Below are 20,569 nucleotides of genomic sequence, written 5' to 3' on the forward strand. Positions count from 1 at the left end.
CGTCGTCGCGGGTGCCGACCGGGCGCTGTCTCGCTCCACCTCCAGGTGAGAGGTGTTCCACCGCCAAATCTAGGACGCCCTTAGCACTCGGTCAAGGCGAGTGCCAACGCCCTGGGTGAACACGGAGCACGCGCCCGGCGTGCCCGTGGAAAGATCGGTCCATGGATCCTGAGGCGCTCACCCGGCTGCTCCAACCCGACGGGTGGGCCATGCTCAGCGCGATGCCCCCGTACGAGGAGAAGCTGGCGATGGCGATGTCGCAGCGGCTGCGCTCCCAGGGCGTCGACCCGGGCCTCGTGGCCGCCGTCCTCACGCAGTCCCGCCTCCGCACGAAGGCCCGCGACAAGTTCGGCGAGTTCGCCGACGGCATGCTCTTCACCCCCGACGGGCTCGAGCAGGCGACCCGCCTGCCCGTCGCCGCCCGGCACGCCCAGCGGTTCGTCGCCGCGGGCGTCACCAAGGTCGCCGACCTCACGTGCGGCATCGGCGCCGACGCGATGGCGTTCGCCGGCGTCGGCCTGAAGGTCCTCGCGACCGACATCGACGAGGCGACCGCCGCGATCGCGACCGTCAACCTCCGTTTCTTCCCCGAGTCCGAGGTCCGCCTCGGCGACGGCCTCGCGACCGACCTTGCCGCCGAGGGCGTCGAAGGTGTCTGGGCAGACCCGGCCCGTCGCAAGGGTGGCGCCCGCATCTTCGACCCGCGCGCGTACGAGCCCCCGCTCGACGCCGTGTGGGCCCTGCGCTCGCAGGTGCCCGCGATGGGCATCAAGGTGGGCCCGGGCATCCCGCACGCGGGCCTCCCCGACGATGCCGAGACGCAGTGGGTGTCCCTCGACGGGCACGTCCTCGAGGCGACGCTCTGGTTCGGCCCCGTCGCCCCCGCGGGCCCGGGACGTTCCGTCCTCGTCCTCACGTCGCAGCCCGACGGCGGCCTCGCGTCCCGGGAGCTCGCGCCGGTCACGTCCGACGACGACGTCGAGGTCGGCCCCCTCGGCGCCTACCTGTTCGAGCCTGACGGAGCGGTCATCCGCGCCGGTCGTGTCGCGACCGCCGCACGTGAGCTCGGCGGCCGGCTCGTCGACGCGACGATCGCGTACGTCACGACCGACACGCTCCCGCCTGGCTGGTCGGCACCGCTCCCTCGCGGCGACGCCGCCCTCGCGACCGGCTACCGCGTCCTCGACGTCATGCCGTTCCACCTCAAGAAGCTGCGCACCTACCTGCGCGAGCGCGGCGTCGGGCGCCTGACGATCAAGAAGCGCGGCACCGCCGTCGTGCCCGAGCAGCTGCGCAAGCAGCTCGACCTGCGCGGACCGAACGAGGGCCACGTCGTCCTCACCCGCATCGCGGGCGCCCAGCACGTCATCGTCGTCGAGCCGCTCCCGCGGCCGGGCTCGGAGGTCTGAGCATGCACATCCCCTTCGCACGGTCCGAGCGCTCCACGATCGGCATCGAGTGGGAGCTCGCGCTCGTCGACAAGGACTCGGGCGACCTGCGGCAGGTCGCCCAGACCGTCCTCGACGCCGTCGCCCCGCCGGACGGCTCCCAGCACCCGTACATCCGCCAGGAGCTGCTCCTCAACACCGTCGAGGTCGTCTCCGGTGTCGCGACGACCGTGCGCGGCGCAGGCGACGACCTCGAGCGCGCGATCGACGAGATCCGCGACGTCATCGACCCGCTGCGTGCCGAGCTCATGTGCGCGGGCACGCACCCGTTCGCGCGGTGGGCGCAGCAGAAGGTGACGGACAAGGAGCGGTACGCCACCTTGATCGACCGCACCCAGTGGTGGGGCCGGCAGATGCTCATCTACGGCGTCCACGTCCACGTCGGCATCGAGGACCGCGACAAGGTCCTGCCGATCTCGAGAGCGATGCTCGCGTACTTCGGGCACCTGCAGTGCCTCTCGGCGTCGAGCCCGTTCTGGGGCGGCAAGGACACCGGCTACGCCTCGAACCGTGCGCTCATGTTCCAGCAGCTCCCCACGGCCGGGCTGCCGTTCCAGTTCGAGCGGTGGGAAGAGCTCGAGGGCTACGTCGCCGACATGATGCACACGGGCGTGATCGACCAGTTCGACGAGGTGCGCTGGGACCTGCGGCCGTCACCGCGGTTCGGCACGCTCGAGACGCGCATCGCCGACGGCGCCTCGAACATCACCGAGGTCCTCGCCCTCGCGGCGCTCAACCACTGCCTCGTGGAGCACCTGTCGACTCAGCTCGACGAGGGCAAGGAGCTCCCGACGATCCCGCCGTGGTTCGCCCAGGAGAACAAGTGGCGCTCGGCGCGCTACGGCATGGACGCGATCCTCATCCTCGACAAGGAGGGCGACGAGGAGCTCGTGCGGGACTCGGTCACGAAGCTCCTGAAGGAGCTCGAGCCGGTCGCGGCGCGTCTCGGCTGCCTCGACGAGCTCGACGGCGTGCACACGATCTTGCGCAAGGGCGCCGGGTACCAGCGGCAGCGGGCCGTCGCGCGGCGCAACGGGGGGGAGCTCGACGCCGTCGTGCGGTCGCTCGTCGCGGAGATGCGGGCGGGGCGCCCGATCTAGCGCGTCAGGTCAGACGTGCGTGATCGTCAGGGGCATCGACGAGTCGACCGGGATGTCGAGGCTCGACGGCCCGACGCCCGCGCGCACGAGCGCCGAACCGAGCGCGGCGATCATCGCGCCGTTGTCCGTGCAGTAGCGGATGGGCGGGATGCGCAGCTCGATTCCCGCCTCCGCGCACCGCTCGGCCGCCATGTCGCGCAGCTGCGAGTTCGCGGAGAACCCGCCACCGATGACCAGCGTGTCGACGCCGTGGAGCTGGCACGCGCGGATCGTCTTCGCGGTGAGCACGTCGGCGACGGCCGCGGCGAACGACGCCGCGACGTCGTTGAGCGGGATCTCCTCGCCCGCGTCCTGCTTCGCCTCGACCCAGCGGGCGACAGCAGTCTTGAGACCGGAGAACGAGAAGTCGTAGGCGTGCTCCGCCTGGTCCTTCGGGAGCGTCAGCGCCCGCGGGAACCGGATCGCGTCCGGGTTCCCCTCGCGCGCGAGCCTGTCGATGTGGGGGCCGCCGGGGTACGGCAGCCCGAGCAGCCGGCCGACCTTGTCGAATGCCTCGCCCGCGGCGTCGTCGAGAGTCTGGCCGAGCTCCGTGACGTCCGTCGCGATGTCGTCGACGAGCAGGAGCGACGAGTGACCGCCGGAGACGACGAGCGCGAGGGCGCGCTCGGGGAACTCGCCGTGGACCAGCTCGTCGACAGCGGCGTGACCGATCACGTGGTTCACGCCGTACAGGGGCTTGTTCAGCGCGACCGCGAGCGCCTTGGCAGCGGAGGCGCCGATCGTCAGCGGGCCGACGAGGCCAGGGCCCGCCGTCACCGCGATCGCGTCGACCTCGGACAGGTCCACGTCGGCCTCGCCGAGCGCCTTGCTGATCGTGGGGACCATCGCCTCGAGGTGGGCGCGGCTCGCGACCTCCGGGATGATGCCGCCAAAGCGCGCGTGCTCGTCCATCGACGACGCGACGGCGTCGACGAGCAGCTCGCGGCCGCGGACCAGGGCGACGCCGGTCTCGTCGCAGGACGTCTCGATACCAAGGACGAGGGGTTCGCTCACGACGCCCATCCTAAGCGTGGCGCCCGGGCGTCCTCGCGGCGGGCGCGGGGCGCGGACCGTTGACCTGCCGCGCCGTCGGCGCGAATGTGCTGCACGCCACAGGTCGCGCAGGAATGCCCACCCTCACGTTGTCGGTTCAACCAAACATGAGCCTCGACACCGCAGACACCCTGGCCGACGACCTCGTCGCCCCCCGCACGATCGACGACGCCACCGCGGACCTCCTGTTCCGCGAGGCCCGCACCGTCAAGGTCTTCGCCGACGCCCCCGTCACGGACGAGCAGGTGCACGCCGCGTACGAGCTCGCGAAGTGGGGCCCGACAGCCCTCAACACGTCTCCCCTGCGCTACCTGGTCGTGCGCACCCCCGAGGCCCGCGAGCGCCTCGTGCAGCACCTCGCCGAGGGCAACCGTCCGGGCGTCCTCGCCGCGCCGCTCACGCTCGTGCTCGCCGCGGACACGGAGTTCCACACCCTCCTGCCCCGGCTCGCGCCCCACGCGGCCGCGATCGCAGACGGCCTCGCCGGGCAGCCCGACACGCGCGAGGCCATGGCCCGCATGAACGCGACGCTCCAGGCCGGCTACCTCCTCACCGCGCTGCGCGCGACCGGCCTGCACGTCGGGCCGATGGGCATCGCCGACGCCGCAGGCCTCGACGCCGACCTCCTCGCCGGAACCGGCTGGAAGTCCCTCTTCATCGTCAACCTCGGCCAGCCCGCCGCCGAGGGCGCCACGTACCCGCGCGCCGAGCGCCTCGCCCCCACCGAGGTCTCGACGACCCTCTGAGCCAGCAGGAACGACAGACGCCCCGGTCCGCACGGACCGGGGCGTCTGTCATGCCACCTCACGCACCCGTCGCCACCTCGCGCGACGAGTCGTTCGACCACTGCGACCACGACCCCGGGTACAGGGCGGCCGTGACACCGACCGCGGCGAGCGCCGCGATCTCGTGGCTCGCCGTCACACCCGAGCCGCAGTACACCGCGACCTCCTGGTCCGGACCAGGGACGCCCGGCTGGTGCGACGCGACGTCGACCCCCAGCCCCTCGAAGTGCGGGCGCAGCAGGTCGTCCGGCAGGAACGCGCCGTCGACCAGGGCGCTCGACGTCGGGGCGCTCACCGCGCCCGGGACGTGCCCCGCACGCGGGTCGACCGGCTCGACCTCGCCGCGGAACCGCTCGGCAGCCCGTGCGTCGAGCAGGATCCCGTCACCCGCGGCGACCGCGGCCGCGCCGTCGGCATCGACGACAGGCATCTGGTGCCCCACGAGCTCGACGTCACCGCGCACCGGGTCGGGCACGTCCGTCCCGAGCACGCCGCCCGCGGCGAGCCACCCTGCGAGACCACCGTCGAGGATGCGCACGTCCGCGTGCCCACCCCAGCGCAGGAGCCACCACGCCCGAGCCGCGCTCAACCCACCGACGGCGTCGTACACGACGACGGCGCTCTCGGAGCGCACCCCCCAGCGCCGCGCGTGGTCCTCGAGGTCCTCTAGCGTCGGCAACGGGTGGCGCCCCTCCTCCGGCGACGGCGGCCCGGCCAGCTCCGTCTCGAGGTCGACGAAAACCGCCCCAGGAAGGTGCCCGTCCAGGTAGGCGTGCTGGCCGTCCGTGCGTCCCAGCTCCCAGCGCACGTCGAGCAGCACGACGTCGCGCCCCGAGTCCAGGAGCCCGCGCAGCTGCACAGGCGTGATCAGCACGGCGTCACGGTTCATGTCGGTCGACCTCCATCCGGACGACCCCGCGGCCGTCTGGCTAGACGCTATCGCCAGACGCCGCCGTCGGCGCTGCGACATCGTCCAGCAGGTCGTCCTCGTGCGGCGGCACGACGACCGGGTCGAGGACGAGCTGCATCGTGAACGCGTCGACGTCCTCCGGCTGGTAGTACCGCTTTCGCAGGCCGATCTGCGCGAATCCGCGCGAACGGTACATCGCGATCGCCACGTCGTTGTCGACCGCGACCTCGAGGATGAGCGACTCCGCGCCGATCTCGCGGGCGCGCACCACGAGCGCGTCGAGCATCGTCTTGCCGACTCCGTGGCCCTTGACGACCGGGTCGACGCCGATGGTCATGAGGTGGGCGTGCTCGCCGTCGAACCACAGGCCCGCATAGCCGACGAGCGGCGCCGGGACTCCTTCACCGTTCGGCTGCGCCGCGACGTACCAGCGCCCCTGGCCGCGCAGCTCCTCCGTGAGCATGCCCATCGTCCAGGCGCTGCGCCCGAACAGCTGGACCTCGAGGGCCGCCACACGAGTGATGTCCGCCCACGCGAGCGGCCGCAGGTGGTAGCCGAGAGCGATCGGGCTGTCCTCGGGAAGCTCGCTGCCGCGCCGCTCCTCGAGCTCGGCCGCCGCCTCGACGAGCGCGCGGTGCGTCGACAGGTCGAGCGTCTGCTCGAGATCGACGGACGCGTCCTCGACCGGCTGGTCCGCGCCCGTCATCCGGTCGCCCGCTTCCGAGCTGCGGGCGCCTGCGCGTCCGGACGACGCAGGTACAGCGGCGCCGTCGGGAGCTCGTCGCCGTGCGCGAGCCGCGCGGCAGCGATCTCGACGAGGAGCGAAGCGTCCGGCGTCGTCGGGCCGTCGGTCGCGACGCGCGCAGCGGTGGAGGAGAAGACCTCGACGTGAGCCTCGGCAGCCGGACCAGCGACGACCGCGCCGGAGATCGAACCGTCCTCGACGAGCGCGGCAGCCGCCGAGACGCCCGGACCGGCGACGGTGGACACACCGTCGGCCGTGACGCGGTAGCGACCCCAGTAGACCTCGCGACGCTTCGCGTCCGTCACGACGACGACCTCGTCACCGACGGCGAGCGCGAGCGACCGGGCCGCGCCGAGCGCGAGAGCGTCGAGGCTGCACACACCGTGCGCGGGCACGCCGGCGGCGAACGCGATCGTGCGCGCCGTCACGAGCCCGACCCGCAGGCCGGTGAACGGGGCAGGTCCGGTGCCCACGACGACGGAGCCCAGGTCCTGAGCGGTGAGCCCCACCTCGCGGAGCGCGTCCTCGACGAGCGGGGCGAGCTGTTCTGCCTGCTGACGCGGGGCGTCGACCACGTGCGAGACGAGGGTCCCCCCGTCGCTGCCGACGACGCTCACCGCCACCGACACCGAGGTGTCGATCGCCAGGACAGGCGCTTTGTGCGTGTCTGCCATGCCCTCAGCCTACGTGCGGCATCGGGATCGTGACGCCCGCCCAGCGGTCGCCGTGCGTCGTGATCGTCACACGCCGCACCCCCGCCGCCGGGTCCTCGTCGTCGCCCGCAGCCGCCGCGTCGGGGCCCGCCGGGCCAGCGCCGCGCGGGCGGTCGAGCACGATCTCGAGCCGGTCGGCGGCGAGCGACTCGACAAGACCCGAGCCCCACTCGACGATCGTCACCGAGTCCTCGAGGGACTCGTCGAGGTCGAGCGCGTCGACGTCGTCGAGCGACTCGAGCCGGTACGCGTCGACGTGCACGAGCGCAGGCCCGTCGTCCAGCGACGGGTGCACGCGCGCGATCACGAACGTCGGCGACGCGACCTGACCGCGCACACCGAGACCGACCCCGATGCCCTGCGTGAGCGTCGTCTTGCCCGCGCCGAGCTCGCCGGTGAGGACGACGAGGTCGCCCGCGCGCAGCACGGCCGCGAGCTCACGGCCCCACGCGCGGGTGGCCTCGGCGTCAGCCAGCGGGAAGGTGTGGGTGCTCATGCGACCGGGTTCTCCTCGTCGTTCAGGTAGACGCGCGGCACCCGCGCGCCCAGCCGGGTGGTGATCTCGTAGCTGATGGTCCCCGCAGCCTCCGCCCAGTCCTGCGCCGTCGGGACGCCGAGGCGGTGGTCGCCGAACAGGACGACCGTGTCCCCGGCCTGCTCAGCCGCGCCGGGCCCGAGGTCGAGCATGAACTGGTCCATGCAGACGCGCCCGGCGATGCGCAGGACGCGCGCGGCGGACCCGTCCCCGACCCGGACCGGCGCCCCCGGGGCGCCCGCGCCCGACGACGCGTGCCGCGGGATGCCGTCCGCATACCCGAGCGGGACGTCGCCCAGGACGGTCGCGGCGGGCGTCGTGTACTGGTGGCCGTACGACACGCCCTGCCCGGCCGGGACCTCCTTGACGGTCGCGAGGCGCGCCTCGAGCGTCATCGCGGGCCGCAGACCGAAGTCGCCGGGCCCGCCGAGCTGCGGCACGGGCGACAGCCCGTACACCGCGAGGCCGGGACGCACGAGGTCGTAGTGCACGCGCGGGTTGGTGAGCGTCGCCGCCGAGTTCGCGAGGTGCCGCACCTCGAGCGCGCAGCCCAGGCGCTCGGCCGTGCGTACAGCGTCCTCGAACACGCCAGCCTGCGCGAGCACCGTCGGGTGCGTCGGCTCGTCCGCGAGCGCGAAGTGCGACCAGATGCCGACGACGGAGATCGCGCCCTCCGCCTGGAGCCGCACGGCCTCGACGAGGACCTCCTCGAGGTGCTGCGGGAGGATCCCGTTGCGCCCGAGCCCGGTGTCGACCTTGACGTGCACGCGCGCGGTGCGGCCAACGGTACGCGCGGCAGCGGCGACCTCGTCGAGCGCCCACGGCGCCGCGACCGACACGTCGACGTCCGCGCGCACGAGGTCGGCGAGCGGCGCTCCCGGCGCGTAGAGCCACGTGAGGATGCGTCCGCCGATGCCCGCCGCACGCAGCTCGAGGGCCTCGGAGACCTGCGCGGTGCCGAGCCACGTGGCGCCGCCTGCGAGCGCGGCGCGGGCTGCCGGCAGGAGACCGTGCCCGTACGCGTCCGCCTTGACGACGGCCATGACCTCGGCGTGCTGGGCGCGCTCGACGAGGCAGGTGACGTTGCCGCGGATGGCTGCGAGGTCGACGACGGCGCGGGCCGGGTGCATGAGCTCGTCAGGGTTCACGCCGACGATTGTCTCACCGCGCCCCGCCCGAGGGGCGTCGTCACGATGCCGCCGCACGTCGCGCACACGGTCATCGCAGGGTCGCACGCCCCGCGACGGCGTCGTCGTAACGGTCGAGGACGACCTGCGTGAGCCGCGCGTCGGGCGCGAGCGGCGCCGTGACGACGTCGGCCCCCGACTCGTGCAGGCGGTCGAGGAAGAACCCCGGGGCCAGGAGGTACGACGCGACGACGACGCGTCGCGCGCCACCGGCCCGGGCCTGCGCGACGGCATCCGGGACGCGCGGCTGGGCGCCCGCGCCGTAGCCGAGCGTCACCTCGCCGGCCCAGCGCTCCCGCACGAGCGCGAGCATCTCCACGACCGCGGCGGCCGCGCGCGGGTCGCTCGACCCTGCCGCCGCGAGGACGACCGCGTCGTCGGGGGTCGCGCCCGCAGCGCGCAGCCGTTCGACGAGGATGTCCGCGAGGCGCGGGTCGGGCCCGAGCGTGCCTGTCGCGACCGCACCGTCCGGCTCGGCGGCCGCGGCGATGTCGACGTACGTGTGGAACCCCGCAGACAGCAGCAACGGCACGACGACGACCCGGGCACCACCCTGAGCCGCACCCTGCTCGAGCTCCTGCGCGACGACGTCGGCCACCTCGGGCTGCTGGACGTCGACGAACGCCTCCCGCACGGTTAGGCCGGGGCGTGCGGCGCGGACACCGGCGACGATCGAGGCGACGGCGGCGCGGCCGTCCAGGTTGTCGGTGCCGTGGGACGTCGCGACGAGGGCGGGACTGGCGGGAGTGCTCATCCCGCCATTGTCACGGCGCCCGGGCCGACGCCCAAGCGCGTGCCACACCGTGGGCGGCGCAGCCGCGTCGACCGGGGGCCCCTCAGTCGGCAAGGAGCCGCGCGATCGTGCGCGGCAGCGCCTCGACGACCATGCTCGCGCTCACCGGCCCGCCAGGGTTCGCCTGCGTCGCGGCACGCCCGTGGACGAGCGCCGCGAGCGCGGCGAGGCGCGCGACGAGGTCAGGGCTCTGCACGGCCTCGCGCGAGCGTCCGGCGAGCAGCGTGCCGAGCAGGCCCGCCAGCACGTCGCCCGCACCCGCCGTCGCGAGCCACGCGGGTGCCTCTGCCTGGCTGAGGACCTGGCCCGGCCCGACGACGACTGTCGTCGCGCCCTTGAGCAGCACCGTCGCGCCCGTCAGCCGCTGCGCGGTCGCTGCGTGCTCGGCGGGCGCCGACTCGACCTGCTCGCGGTCGACCGCGACCCCGCGCTCCGTCAGCAGCCGCGCGAGCTCGCCCGCGTGCGGTGTCAGCACGATCCACGGCGCGCAGCGTTCCGGGAGCCGCGTGAGCGCCCCCGCGTCGACGACGACAGGGACGATGCCGTCGCTCCCGCCGTCGCCCCACACGCCCGCGCCCGAGAAGTAGGCGCCGGGTCCAAGGCCGGCCTCCGCGAGCGCGACGTCGACCTGCCGCAGCTGGTCCGTGTCCTCGGCGTCGAGCCCGGGCCCGACGACCCACGCCTGCACACGACCCGTGCCGTGCACGACCTCGGGGTGCGCGGCGAGGACCGTCCGCGTCACGTCGCCGGAACCGACGTAGCGGACCATGCCCGCGCCCGAGCGCACGGCGGCGCCCGTGGAGAGCACGGCGGCACCGGGATAGGCACGCGTCCCCGCGACGACGCCGACGACGCCGCGCCGGTACTTGTCGTGCTCCGGCAGCGCGCGAGGCCACAGCGTCGGGACGTCCGTGTCCTCGAGACGCAGCACCTTGCTCGTGGCACCGGACAGGTCGAGGCCCGTGTCGATCACCTCGACGTCCTGCGCGAGGTGCGCTGCCGGCGGCAGGAGGAGGCCCGGCGCGGGCGAGCCGCACGCGAGGGTGAGGTCTGCCCGCAGGACGGGCCCGGGCACCGTGCCGTCGTCGACGCCGATCCCGCTCGGGACGTCGATCGCGACGACGAACGGGCCGCCGCGGCGTGGGCGCTGCCGGTTGACCGCGCGGACGATCGCCGCGCCGGCGCCGCGCAGGGCGTCGCGCGCGCCGATGCCGAGCATCGCATCGACGACGACGTCGGCGGCGAGGGCTTCGCGTGCGGCCGCACCGGGAGACAGGGCGCCCAGACCCGCGCGGCCCGACGAGGCGCTCGACACGAGGACCACGCCCGCCCGACGCGCCGCCTCGAGCCCTTCCGCGTGGATCTTGGGGGTGGTCGTCACCGCGAGCGTCCGCACCCCAGCCCGTGCGAGGTGCGCGGCGGCGAACAGGCCGTCCCCGCCGTTGTTGCCCGGGCCCACGAGGACGACGACGCGTCGCCCCGCGACCGCACCCGCACGGTCGGTCAGCTGCTGGCGGACGCGCTGCGCGACCGCGAACGCGACGTGCGCCATGAGCGGGACGCCTGCGTCCAGGAGAGGTCGTTCGGCATGACGGATGTGCTCGGTCGCGACGGCCTCGATCATCTCTCCATCCTGCCGCAGCACCAGGCCTGCGGCACGGCGTGCAGCGACGGCGGCGCGCGGCGGGCGCCCGAGCGCGGGGCGCGCGTACGTTGGACCTATGCAGATCGGACTCTTCATCCCTCAGGGCTGGCGCCAGGACCTCACGGGCATCGACGCCGCGGACCACTGGGCCGTCATGAACGGCCTCGCCCAGCACGCCGACACGGGCGACGTCTTCGACTCCGTGTGGGTCTACGACCACTTCCACACCGTCCCCGAACCGACGACCGAGGCCACGCACGAGGCGTGGAGCCTCATGGCGGCGTTCGCCGCGTCGACGAGCCGGGTCAAGCTCGGCCAGATGTGCACGTGCATCGCCTACCGCAACCCCGCCTACCTCGCGAAGGTCGCCGCGACCGTCGACATCATCAGCGGCGGACGCGCGCAGATGGGCATCGGCGCGGGCTGGTACGAGCACGAGTGGCGCGCGTACGGCTACGGCTTCCCCCGCGCGGGCGAGCGTCTCGCCGCACTCGACGAGGGCGTGCAGATCATGCGCCAGATGTGGGAGACGGGCTCGGCGACCCTCACCGGCGAGCACTTCCAGGTCGACGGCGCGCTGTGCTACCCGCAGCCGCTCCAGGACGGGGGCGTGCCGCTGTGGATCGCCGGCGGAGGCGAGCGCAAGACGCTGCGGATCGCCGCGCAGCACGCCGCGTACACGAACTTCGACGGCAGCCCCGAAGGGTTCGCGCACAAGTCGCGGGTGCTCGCCGACCACTGCCGCGACCTGGGCCGCGACTTCGCGGAGATCACGCGCTCGGCCAACTACAACGTCGTCATCGGTGCGACGGAGGCCGAGGTCGAGGACCGCTTCGCGTGGATCCACGAGCACCTGAGCCGGACGGTGCCGACCCGCGCCGACGACCAGGTCGCCGACCTGCGCAAGGGCCCGCTCGTCGGGACGCCCGAGCAGATCGTCGACAAGCTGCGCGAGCTCGAAGGCCTCGGCATGACGTACGCGATCACCTACTTCGCCGAGGCGGCCTACGACCGCTCCGGGATCGAGCTGTTCGAGCGCGAGGTCGCGCCCGCGCTCCGCTGAGCCCCCAGCCCACGGTCTTCGTCGTCACGCCTCCGCGACGACGAAGGCCGTGGCGATCCCGCCGTCGTGACTGAGCGACAGGTGCCATCTGACGACGCCCGCCTCGGCGGCTCGGCGCGCGACGGCGCCGCTCACCGTGATGACAGGCGGGTGCCCTGCGACGCGGCGCACCTCGACCTCGTGCCAGCCGAGATCACCGGGCGAGCCGAGCGCCTTCGCGACGGCCTCCTTCGCCGCGACGCGACCCGCGAGCGAGCGCACCGGCAGGCCGCGCTCCGCCTCCGTGAAGAGACGCTCCGCGAGCCGCGGGACGCGCTCGAGGCGCTCCGCGAGCCGGGCGACGTCGACCACGTCGACGCCGATCCCCACGATGCTCATCGCACGACCGGCCGGCCGGTCACTCGACCGTGACGGACTTCGCGAGGTTGCGCGGCTGGTCCACGTCCAACCCCTTCGCCGTGGCGAGCTCGCACGCGAAGATCTGCAGCGGCACGACCGCGAGCAGCGGCGTCAGGAGCGTCGACGACACGGGGATCCGGAAGATCTCGTCGGCGAACGGCACGACCGCGTCGTCGCCGTCCTCCGCGATGACGAGCGTGCGGGCGCCGCGAGCGCGGATCTCCTGGATGTTGGAGACGACCTTCGAGTGCAGCGAGTCGCGCCCACGCGGGGACGGCACGACGACGAAGACCGGCTGCCCCTCCTCGATGAGCGCGATCGGCCCGTGCTTGAGCTCCCCCGCCGCGAAGCCCTCCGCGTGGATGTAGGCGAGCTCCTTGAGCTTGAGCGCGCCCTCCATCGCGACCGGGTACCCGACGTGACGTCCCAGGAACAGGACCGACGTCGCGTCCGCCATCGACACCGCGACGTCACGCACGTGGTCGGCGCGGTCGATGACCTGCTGGATCTTCGCGGGCATCTCGCGCAGGTCGGCGAGGACCTCACGGATCTCGTCGGGGAACTTGTTCCCGCGGAGCTGCGCGAGGTAGAGCCCGAGCAGGTAGGCCGCGGTGATCTGCGACAGGAACGCCTTCGTGGACGCGACCGCGACCTCAGGACCGGCGTGCGTGTACAGGACGGCGTCCGACTCGCGCGGGATCGTCGACCCGTGCGTGTTGACGATCGACAGGACCTTCGCACCCTGCTCCCGCGCGTGGCGCACGGCCATGAGCGTGTCCATGGTCTCGCCCGACTGCGAGACGGCGACGACGAGGGTCTTCTCGTTGACGATCGGGTCGCGGTAGCGGAACTCGTGCGCGAGCTCGACCTCGACCGGGATGCGGCACCAGTGCTCGATCGCGTACTTCGCGACGTGGCCCGCGTACGCGGCCGTGCCGCACGCGATGACGATGATCTTGTCGACGGCGCGCAGCACCGACTCGTCGATGCGCAGGTCGTCGAGCTGGAGGCGGCCCTGCAGGTCGGTGCGACCCAGGAGCGTGTCCGTGATGGCCTGCGGCTGGTCGTGGATCTCCTTGTCCATGAAGGAGCGGAAGCCGCCCTTCTCGGCTGCGGAGGCGTCCCAGTCGACCGAGTACCGGCGCCCCTCGGCGGGGTTGCCGTGGAAGTCGGTGACCGTGACGGACGTCGGCGTGATCGACACGACCTGGTCCTGGCCGAGCTCGAGCGCCTCGCTCGTCTGCGAGATGAACGCGGCGACGTCCGAGCCGAGGAAGTTCTCCCCTTCGCCGAGCCCGACGACGAGCGGGGAGTCGTGACGGGCACCGACGACGAGGTGCGGGTGGTCGGCGTGGACGGCGAGCAGGGTGAACGTGCCCTCGAGGCGGCGCGCGACGGCGCGCATGGCCTCGGCGAGGTCGCCGACCTGGGAGTGCTCGCGTGCGAGGAGGTGGGCCGCGACCTCGGTGTCGGTCTCCGAGAGGAACGTGACGCCGTCGGCCTCGAGCTCGGCGCGCAGCGCCACGAAGTTCTCGACGATGCCGTTGTGGATCAGCGCGAGACGCCCGTCGTCAGCGAGGTGCGGGTGCGCGTTGAGGTCGGTCGGCGCGCCGTGCGTCGCCCACCGGGTGTGCCCGATGCCAGCGGTCGCAGCCGGGAGCGGCTGCTCCTCGAGGGCCGCTCGCAGGTTGCCGAGCTTGCCCGCGCGCTTGGCGCTCGCGACCCGGTCGCCGCCGGTGCCGACGAGGGCGACCCCAGCCGAGTCGTACCCGCGGTACTCGAGACGACCGAGGCCTTCCAGCAGCACGTCGAGCGTGCGCGACGACGGGGCGGCTGACGTGACGTGAGCGACGATTCCACACATAGCCTGGGAGTCTAGTTCGCCGCCTGCGCCGTGGACCGTTCTGGGCGGTGACGTTCACCTCCTCCACACCTCGGTTTCGCCCCGGGCGTGCTCAGGGGGGAGAATCAGCCGGTGACCTCGCAACCACCGGTCCCCCCGTCCCCGTACCGCGAGATGGACCGGGAGACCTGGAGCAGGTTGTCGGCGTCGACGCCGCTCCCGCTCACCGCCGACGACCTCGTGCGCCTGCGCGGGCTCGGCGACCCCATCCAGCTTCCCGAGGTCGAGGCGATCTACCACCCGCTCTCACGCCTCCTCAACCTCTACGTGAGCGCGACGCGCGGTCTCCACGAGGCGTCGTCGACCTTCTTGCGGGAGAGCACGGCGGTCACGCCGTACGTGATCGGCGTCGCTGGCTCGGTGGCTGTCGGCAAGTCGACGACGTCGCGCGTCCTGCGGCACCTCATGGCGCGGTGGCCCGAGACGCCCCGCGTCCAGCTCGTGACGACCGACGGCTTCCTCCTGCCCAACCGCGAGCTGGAGCGGCGTGGGCTCATGGAGCGCAAGGGCTTCCCGGAGTCGTTCGACCGCCGCGCGCTCGTGCGCTTCCTCACGAAGGTGAAGGCTGGCCACCAGGAGGTCCGCGCGCCCGTCTACTCGCACCTGACGTACGACATCGTCCCGGGCGAGGAGATCGTCGTGCGCCAGCCGGACGTCCTCATCGTCGAGGGCCTCAACGTCCTGCAGCCGGCACGCCCGTCGATCGACCACTCGAACCTCGCGGTGAGCGACTTCTTCGACTTCTCGATCTACGTCGACGCGCGGACGTCCGACGTCAAGCAGTGGTACGTCGACCGGTTCCTGTCCCTGCGGGACTCGGCGTTCGCCAACCCTGACTCGTACTTCCGCCGGTACGCCGACCTGTCGGACGACGACGCGATCTCGACCGCCGAGCGCATCTGGGACACGATCAACGCCCCGAACCTCCAGCAGAACATCCTGCCGACGCGCTCGCGCGCGACGCTCGTGCTCACGAAGGGCTCGGACCACTCGATCCAGCGGGTCCGGCTGCGCAAGCTGTGAGCGTCTGCAGACGCCGGAGCGCGTGAGGGCGCCGGTGCGTGCGGCGATCAGAGCTCGGCGAGCTCCGGGCGCTGGCCCGACGCGGCGGCGTCGTCAGTCCCCGCAGTACCGGTGCCACCCTGACCTTCCGCGCGCGCCTCGCGCCGCGCGGCGATCTGCGCCATGACCCGGTCGAGCACGAAGCCTGCGAGGACGCCGAACGCGATCCCGACCGCCATCGCGGCGAGCGTCGAGTGCCCCAGCCACGTGGCCGCGGCGAAGCCGATGAGGACGGAGTATCCCGCCCACAGGACGGCAGCGGCTGCCGTGACGAACACGAACCGCTCGCGCTTGTAGCCGAGCGCACCGGCCGTCATGTTGACTGCGATGCGACCGATCGGCACGTAGCGCGCCGCGAGGATGAACGACGCACCACGCCGCTCGAGCGCCTGGCGTGCCCACGCGACCGCCTTGCGACCGCGCGCGGAGCGCAAGAACGGTACCCGGTCCGTACCGACCCACCGGCCGATCAGGTAGGCGATCTGGTCCCCGGTCCACGCCGCGACGGCCGCGATCAGGAGGACGAGCCACATGTTGGGGCTCCCCGTCGCGTAGGCGGCGACCGCGAGCGTGATGACGACGGACTCGCTCGGCACAGGCGGGAAGAACCCGTCGATCGCGGTGAACGCGAAGAGCACGAGGTAGATCCAGGGGCTGGCCGCGAACCCGAGGATCCAGGACTCGGCGGAAGCCGCGACGTCGGTCACCAGCTCGAGCATCCGTCCCTCTTCCTGTCACCGCGGTCGGCGTGCGGCACCACGGCGTGGCACCGGTCTTGTCGACGCGACCAGCCTACGGGCCGGGCGCGTGCGCAGGAATCGGGGATTCCCCCCACCCTTCCCTGACTCCTTCATCGTCGCCCGGCCGCGAGGCGCGCCGCATCATCCTCGGGTAGCGACAAGGCCCGGGGCGGTCGTCCGTGAGGATGACCTTCCCGGGCCTCGTCGTTCTGCCCGTGCGTCAGGCGAGGTCGAAGCCGAGCATCGCCGCAGCCCGCTCGGGTACGTCCTCGTCCGCCCACAGTGCGCCGTATGTCGCGGTCGCGCACAGGGAGCGCGTCTCGGCGCGGTCGACATAGAGCATCCCGGCCAGGTGGTCCGTCTCGTGCTGGACGATCCGTGCGGGCCAGCCGCTGAGCGTCTCGTCGACAGGGTCGCCGTGCTCGTCCTGCCCGCGCAGGCGGACGGTACGCGGCCGCGTGACGACGGCCTGGTATCCCTCGACGCTCAGGCAGCCCTCGTAGAACGAGCGCCGCTCGTCGCCGACCGCGTCGTACGTCGGGTTGACGATCGTGCGCAGCGCGAGCGGGCTCCGCTCGCGCGCGTCCGCCGTCTGCTCCCACCCCGCGGGAAGGCCCGGGTCCTCGAGGACGGCGATTGCGAGCCCGACGCCGATCTGGGGCGCCGCGAGCCCCACGCCCGGAGCCGCGTGCATCGTCGCGACCATCGCCTCGAGCAGGCGCGGCAGGACGTCGCCGAGCTGACCCGTGTACCGGGCGCACACGGTGCGCAGCACCGGGTGCCCCGCCTGGACGATCGGCAGCACCCCGTCGGGGTGCCGGTCGAGCAGCGCGGCGACCGCCGCGCGCAGCTCCGGCGCGACGGCCTCCGCCGGCCACGCCGACCGGGTGCCGCTCACAGCGCGGGCTGCTCGCGGACGACGTCGGCCAGGCGCTGGGCGACGCCGTCGGCCTGGTCCTGGGTGGCGGCCTCGACCATGACGCGCACGAGCGGCTCCGTCCCGGACGAGCGCAGCAGCACGCGGCCCGTCGAGCCGAGCAGCCGCTCGGCATCCTCGACCGCCGTGGTCAGCACCGGGTCGGTCGTGACCCGCGACTTGTCGACGCCAGAGACGTTGATGAGCGTCTGCGGCAGGCGCGTGACGACCGACGCGAGGTCGCGCAGCGACATGCCGGACGACTGGACGCGCGCCGCGAGCTTGAGCGCCGTCAGGACGCCGTCGCCCGTCGTCGCGTACTGCGACAGGATGATGTGGCCCGACTGCTCGCCACCGAGGCTGTACCCGCCCTCGTTCATCGCCTCGAGGACGTAGCGGTCCCCCACCCCGGTCTGGACCGTCGTGATGCCGGCCTTCTCCATCGCGAGGATCAGCCCGAGGTTGCTCATGACGGTCACGACGAGGGTGTCGTGCGCGAGCTGCCCGGCGTCCTTGAGAGCGAGGGCGATCACGCCCATGATCGCGTCACCGTCGACGAGAGCCCCCGTGTGGTCGACCGCGAGGCAACGGTCCGCGTCACCGTCGAACGCGACACCGAAGTGAGCCTCCGACGCGACGACGACAGCCTGAAGCTGTTCGGGGTGCGTCGACCCGCACTTCTCGTTGATGTTACGGCCGTCGGGCGACGCGTTGATGACGACGACGTCTGCGCCCGCCGCCCGCAGCGCAGCAGGCCCGACCTCGCTCGCCGCGCCGTTCGCGCAGTCGACGGCGATGCGCAGGCCCGCGAGCGGCTGGGCGGAGCCGCTCGCCCCGATCGAACCGACGAGGTGCTCGACGTACGAGTCGCCGGCCTTGCCGGTGTCGGACTGGATGTGGCCGACGGCCGCGCCGAGGGGCCGCTCCCAGGCCTCGTTGAGGCGGCTCTCGATCGCGTCCTCGACCGCGTCGGGCAGCTTGACGCCGCCGCGGGCGAAGAACTTGATGCCGTTGTCCGGCATGGCGTTGTGCGAGGCGGACAGGACCACACCGAGGTCGACGTCGGCCGTCGCCGTCAGGTACGCGATCGCCGGCGTGGGCAGGACTCCGAGGTTGAGCACGTCGACGCCCGCGCTCGCGAGGCCCGCAGCGACGGCGGCAGAGAGGAACTCGCCCGAGACGCGAGGGTCACGGCCGACGACCGCACGCGGTCGGTGACCCTCGAACGTTCCGGAGGTGCCGAGCACGTGCGCCGCAGCGACACCGAGGTCGAGCGCAAGCTCAGCAGTGACGTCCCGGTTGGCGAGCCCTCGCACGCCATCGGTCCCGAAAAGTCGCGTCACAGGTGTTCCCTTCGCTGAAACGGCGCGCCTGCGGGCGCGCCTCGTCCGGGACGACTCTAGCGTCCGCGGACGACCGTGGCCCGGTCCGGGCAGACCGGGCCACGGGTGAGAACGTCAGCGGACGGTGACGGTGATGGTGCGGTTCGCCTTGGCGACCTGCGGCGATCCCTTGTAGGAGAACTGCACCTCGTGCTTGCCCGCAGCGAGCTTCGGGAGGCGGGCCGTGCCCGTCCCGTTGGTCAGTCGCCCCTTCGCGACGACCGTGCCACGGACCTTGACGACATAGCTGCCGCCCGCCCGCACCGAGCTGCCCTTCGCGGTGACGGTGACGCGCACGGACCCGCTCTTGCCCTCCGTCGGCTTCTTGACGACCTTGACCGCGGTCTGGGCCTTCGCCCTCCTCACCGTGAATGTCGCCCTGGCCGACGTCGACGACTTCGCCTTGGCGGCGCTCGCCGGGGTGAACTGCGCGGCGACCGTGTGCTTGCCGATCCCGAGCTTGGCGGGGAGCTTCGCGACGGCGCGGCCCTTCGCCGGGACGGAGACCGTCGCGAGGATCTTCTTGCCCTCGCGGACGGTGACCTTGCCCGCGACGCCACCCGTGACGGCGATAGTCGCACTAACGGGTGTGCCGTAGGACGGCTTCGTGGTGGACAGCGTGAGCTTCGTCGTCGTCGCGACCGGGGTCGACGCGGTCGGCCGCGGGACCGGCTTTGGCGTGGGCTTTGTCGTGGGAGTCGGCGTCGGCTTCGTGGTGGGCGTCGGCGCAGGCGTGCGGTCCGCCTTGACGGCGGCGAAGAACTCGACGAGCTTCACGACGGCCTCGTCTGCGAACGCATAGTTGTTCGCGAGCGTGGTCTCGTTGGTCACCCCACCGGGCAGGTGGTTCCGGTACCACCACTCGGTCATGTACTCACGGAACGTGCCGTCGCCGTTGTCACGGATCCACTGCCGCTTGATCGGCGCCGCAGCACCCCCGACCTTGCGGTCCTTGCTGTACTCGAGGACGTACGGGACCTGAAGCTTCTTCGCGACGAGCGGGGTCGCGCTCGTGTCACCGCCCGGGTAATAGGTGACCCCGTTGCTCTCGGGTGCGTACTGCGTGACGAGGTTCGGGAAGTACGTGCGCACGAGGTCGCCGTAGAGGTGCGCGAGCTTCGAGCCCGTGTCGCGGATGTGCAGGTTGCCCGCCGACTGGCCGTCGAGCCGGTTGTCGAACACGTACACGGTGTCGGTGCCGCTCGCGATCGCCTGGTCGTTGACGTCCTTGATGACGGCACGCGTGTTGTGGCACCACGTCCCGCCGAAGAAGACCACGTGGTCACCGGGTGAGCCGAGCAGGTGCTCGAGCTCGGGGTACGAGACGTTGACGAGGCGGAAGTCCTGGTCGGCGTCCGTGAAGACGTCGGGGCCGTAGTTCGGGCGGCCGAGGTACTGCACGGCGTGCTTGCGGTTGACCTCGGTCGTGTAGAACTCGCGCTGCGTGCTCTCGTCGAGCTCCCCGCCGGACGTGAGGACCTCGCGGACCTGCGCGTCGAACGCGGCTGGGCCGTCGGAGGTCGCGAGCTCGCCGGCCGACGGGAGCGTCGTGAGCGATGCGGCGATGCGGTCGGCAGAGCCGTCCTCCTGGCGGTCCCGGTCGTAGACGAAGAGGAACGGGTCGGCGCCCGCGCCGAACTCCGGCGTCGTGTCCTCGTTGAGGGTCGCGGCAATACGCGTGTAGAGCTCGGCGACGTCCGTGAGCGGCGACGTACGGATGTCGACGCTCGCGCCGTCGAGCACCGGGTCGAACGTGTAGACGGTGTCCACGCCGAGCTCTCGGGCCACGGCTTCGATGCGCGGGGCGGCCCGGCGCAGGTCCGCGTCCGTCGGGCTCCCCAGGAGGAAGGCATATGTGCCCTCGCTGCCGAGCAGGAACTCGAACCGCTCGAACGTGAGGTTCTCGAGGACGTGCCCGGCGGGCAGCCCGTAGGCGTCGGCCAGGTAGTCGACCGGCGCGGCAGGCGGCGTCGTGGAGCTCGCGGCGCTCGGGACGAGCACCGCGGCTCCGGAGAGTGCGACCGCGGTGGCGAGGCTCGCGCTCCACCTGGTACGGGCGCTGCTGGTCAGGAGTCTCATGTCTCTTTCTCTTCTCTGGTGAGGGCGTTGCGAATCAGTTCCGGGCACGGCGAAGCAGCCCTGGGACGTAGG

General features: G+C 72.7%; 19 protein-coding genes. 5 read left to right on the forward strand and 14 right to left on the reverse strand.

All coding sequences use genetic code 11. The features are described 5' to 3' along the window. Positions 1–161 precede the first annotated feature (161 nt). Together HF995_RS02660 and HF995_RS02665 are read left to right on the forward strand one after the other, a co-directional pair. Positions 162–1,409, forward strand: coding sequence for a class I SAM-dependent methyltransferase (locus HF995_RS02660; protein ID WP_168446249.1), 1,248 nt, complete (start codon positions 162–164; stop codon positions 1,407–1,409). Between the two features lie 2 nt (positions 1,410–1,411). Further along, on the forward strand, positions 1,412–2,548 hold the full coding sequence (locus HF995_RS02665) for a glutamate--cysteine ligase (RefSeq protein ID WP_168446250.1): 1,137 nt from the start codon (positions 1,412–1,414) through the stop codon (positions 2,546–2,548). 9 nt (positions 2,549–2,557) lie between these two features. Here HF995_RS02665 and tsaD read toward each other — a convergent pair whose 3' ends face one another. Next, a complete protein-coding gene (gene tsaD, locus HF995_RS02670) occupies positions 2,558–3,601 on the reverse strand; it encodes a tRNA (adenosine(37)-N6)-threonylcarbamoyltransferase complex transferase subunit TsaD (RefSeq protein WP_434060831.1) in 1,044 nt (347 codons plus the stop codon). 146 nt (positions 3,602–3,747) lie between these two features. On the opposite strand from tsaD, the gene HF995_RS02675 reads away from it, so the two are divergent. Beyond that, positions 3,748–4,386: a malonic semialdehyde reductase gene (locus HF995_RS02675; RefSeq protein WP_168446252.1), complete on the forward strand. Its 639-nt coding sequence runs from the start codon at positions 3,748–3,750 to the stop codon at positions 4,384–4,386. Positions 4,387–4,444: 58 nt separating this feature from the next. On the opposite strand, the gene HF995_RS02680 is transcribed toward HF995_RS02675, so the two are convergent. The 7 genes from HF995_RS02680 to HF995_RS02710 form a co-directional block, all read right to left on the reverse strand. Beyond that, the gene (locus HF995_RS02680) at positions 4,445–5,314 is read right to left on the reverse strand and encodes a sulfurtransferase (RefSeq protein WP_210727063.1); all 870 of its coding nucleotides are present in this window, start codon (positions 5,312–5,314) and stop codon (positions 4,445–4,447) included. A gap of 40 nt (positions 5,315–5,354) precedes the next feature. Continuing rightward, a complete protein-coding gene (gene rimI, locus HF995_RS02685; protein ID WP_168446254.1) occupies positions 5,355–6,041 on the reverse strand; it encodes a ribosomal protein S18-alanine N-acetyltransferase in 687 nt (228 codons plus the stop codon). Continuing rightward, entirely contained in the window at positions 6,038–6,754 is a 717-nt protein-coding gene (gene tsaB / locus HF995_RS02690; protein ID WP_168446255.1) for a tRNA (adenosine(37)-N6)-threonylcarbamoyltransferase complex dimerization subunit type 1 TsaB, read from the reverse strand. Before tsaB ends, rimI begins: the two co-directional genes overlap by 4 nt. A 4-nt stretch (positions 6,755–6,758) precedes the next feature. Then, the gene (gene tsaE / locus HF995_RS02695; protein ID WP_168446256.1) at positions 6,759–7,289 is read right to left on the reverse strand and encodes a tRNA (adenosine(37)-N6)-threonylcarbamoyltransferase complex ATPase subunit type 1 TsaE; all 531 of its coding nucleotides are present in this window, start codon (positions 7,287–7,289) and stop codon (positions 6,759–6,761) included. Then, positions 7,286–8,458 (reverse strand): alanine racemase, encoded by a 1,173-nt coding sequence (gene alr / locus HF995_RS02700; RefSeq protein ID WP_168446965.1) that lies wholly within the window; start codon positions 8,456–8,458, stop codon positions 7,286–7,288. The genes tsaE and alr overlap by 4 nt, the downstream gene beginning before the upstream one ends. Before the next feature lie 88 nt (positions 8,459–8,546). Continuing rightward, positions 8,547–9,269, reverse strand: coding sequence for a sirohydrochlorin chelatase (locus HF995_RS02705; RefSeq protein WP_168446257.1), 723 nt, complete (start codon positions 9,267–9,269; stop codon positions 8,547–8,549). Between the two features lie 82 nt (positions 9,270–9,351). Then, on the reverse strand, positions 9,352–10,932 hold the full coding sequence (locus HF995_RS02710) for an NAD(P)H-hydrate epimerase (protein WP_168446258.1): 1,581 nt from the start codon (positions 10,930–10,932) through the stop codon (positions 9,352–9,354). Between the two features lie 97 nt (positions 10,933–11,029). Here HF995_RS02710 and HF995_RS02715 point away from each other — a divergent pair, with 97 nt between their 5' ends. Beyond that, a complete protein-coding gene (locus HF995_RS02715) occupies positions 11,030–12,016 on the forward strand; it encodes an LLM class F420-dependent oxidoreductase (RefSeq protein ID WP_168446259.1) in 987 nt (328 codons plus the stop codon). Positions 12,017–12,040: 24 nt separating this feature from the next. Here HF995_RS02715 and HF995_RS02720 read toward each other — a convergent pair whose 3' ends face one another. After that, a complete protein-coding gene (locus HF995_RS02720) occupies positions 12,041–12,394 on the reverse strand; it encodes a holo-ACP synthase (protein ID WP_168446260.1) in 354 nt (117 codons plus the stop codon). A gap of 19 nt (positions 12,395–12,413) precedes the next feature. Beyond that, the gene (glmS, locus tag HF995_RS02725; protein ID WP_168446261.1) at positions 12,414–14,279 is read right to left on the reverse strand and encodes a glutamine--fructose-6-phosphate transaminase (isomerizing); all 1,866 of its coding nucleotides are present in this window, start codon (positions 14,277–14,279) and stop codon (positions 12,414–12,416) included. A gap of 111 nt (positions 14,280–14,390) precedes the next feature. Between glmS and coaA the strand changes: the two genes are divergently transcribed. After that, on the forward strand, positions 14,391–15,341 hold the full coding sequence (gene coaA, locus HF995_RS02730; RefSeq protein WP_350308707.1) for a type I pantothenate kinase: 951 nt from the start codon (positions 14,391–14,393) through the stop codon (positions 15,339–15,341). A 47-nt stretch (positions 15,342–15,388) separates the two neighbouring features. On the opposite strand, the gene HF995_RS02735 is transcribed toward coaA, so the two are convergent. From HF995_RS02735 to HF995_RS02750, 4 genes are all read right to left on the reverse strand, one after another. Next, positions 15,389–16,099 carry a DedA family protein gene (locus tag HF995_RS02735; RefSeq protein ID WP_168446262.1) on the reverse strand — a complete coding sequence of 237 codons (711 nt, stop codon included), beginning with the start codon at positions 16,097–16,099 and terminating at the stop codon, positions 15,389–15,391. A 241-nt stretch (positions 16,100–16,340) separates the two neighbouring features. Next, positions 16,341–17,018: a peptide deformylase gene (locus HF995_RS02740; protein WP_434060832.1), complete on the reverse strand. Its 678-nt coding sequence runs from the start codon at positions 17,016–17,018 to the stop codon at positions 16,341–16,343. Continuing rightward, complete coding sequence (gene glmM / locus HF995_RS02745) at positions 17,015–18,379, reverse strand: phosphoglucosamine mutase (protein ID WP_168446263.1); 1,365 nt, start codon at positions 18,377–18,379, stop codon at positions 17,015–17,017. Before glmM ends, HF995_RS02740 begins: the two co-directional genes overlap by 4 nt. Positions 18,380–18,493: 114 nt before the next feature. Next, positions 18,494–20,497: an Ig-like domain-containing protein gene (locus HF995_RS02750; RefSeq protein ID WP_168446264.1), complete on the reverse strand. Its 2,004-nt coding sequence runs from the start codon at positions 20,495–20,497 to the stop codon at positions 18,494–18,496. Positions 20,498–20,569 lie beyond the last annotated feature (72 nt).

This window comes from Sanguibacter hominis ATCC BAA-789 (genome assembly GCF_012396185.1).
GTDB lineage: Bacteria > Actinomycetota > Actinomycetes > Actinomycetales > Cellulomonadaceae > Flavimobilis > Flavimobilis hominis.

What these genes read in the sequence shown, in the direction of transcription:
- HF995_RS02660 (WP_168446249.1), top strand. Translation starts at nt 162, where the DNA reads ATGGATCCTGAGGCGCTCACCCGGCTGCTCCAACCCGACGGGTGGGCC.
- HF995_RS02665 (WP_168446250.1), top strand. Translation starts at nt 1,412, where the DNA reads ATGCACATCCCCTTCGCACGGTCCGAGCGCTCCACGATCGGCATCGAG.
- HF995_RS02675 (WP_168446252.1), top strand. Translation starts at nt 3,748, where the DNA reads ATGAGCCTCGACACCGCAGACACCCTGGCCGACGACCTCGTCGCCCCC.
- HF995_RS02680 (WP_210727063.1), bottom strand. Translation starts at nt 5,314, where the DNA reads ATGAACCGTGACGCCGTGCTGATCACGCCTGTGCAGCTGCGCGGGCTC.
- rimI (WP_168446254.1), bottom strand. Translation starts at nt 6,041, where the DNA reads ATGACGGGCGCGGACCAGCCGGTCGAGGACGCGTCCGTCGATCTCGAG.
- tsaB (WP_168446255.1), bottom strand. Translation starts at nt 6,754, where the DNA reads ATGGCAGACACGCACAAAGCGCCTGTCCTGGCGATCGACACCTCGGTG.
- tsaE (WP_168446256.1), bottom strand. Translation starts at nt 7,289, where the DNA reads ATGAGCACCCACACCTTCCCGCTGGCTGACGCCGAGGCCACCCGCGCG.
- alr (WP_168446965.1), bottom strand. Translation starts at nt 8,458, where the DNA reads ATGCACCCGGCCCGCGCCGTCGTCGACCTCGCAGCCATCCGCGGCAAC.
- HF995_RS02705 (WP_168446257.1), bottom strand. Translation starts at nt 9,269, where the DNA reads ATGAGCACTCCCGCCAGTCCCGCCCTCGTCGCGACGTCCCACGGCACC.
- HF995_RS02710 (WP_168446258.1), bottom strand. Translation starts at nt 10,932, where the DNA reads ATGATCGAGGCCGTCGCGACCGAGCACATCCGTCATGCCGAACGACCT.
- HF995_RS02715 (WP_168446259.1), top strand. Translation starts at nt 11,030, where the DNA reads ATGCAGATCGGACTCTTCATCCCTCAGGGCTGGCGCCAGGACCTCACG.
- HF995_RS02720 (WP_168446260.1), bottom strand. Translation starts at nt 12,394, where the DNA reads ATGAGCATCGTGGGGATCGGCGTCGACGTGGTCGACGTCGCCCGGCTC.
- glmS (WP_168446261.1), bottom strand. Translation starts at nt 14,279, where the DNA reads ATGTGTGGAATCGTCGCTCACGTCACGTCAGCCGCCCCGTCGTCGCGC.
- HF995_RS02735 (WP_168446262.1), bottom strand. Translation starts at nt 16,099, where the DNA reads ATGCTCGAGCTGGTGACCGACGTCGCGGCTTCCGCCGAGTCCTGGATC.
- HF995_RS02750 (WP_168446264.1), bottom strand. Translation starts at nt 20,497, where the DNA reads ATGAGACTCCTGACCAGCAGCGCCCGTACCAGGTGGAGCGCGAGCCTC.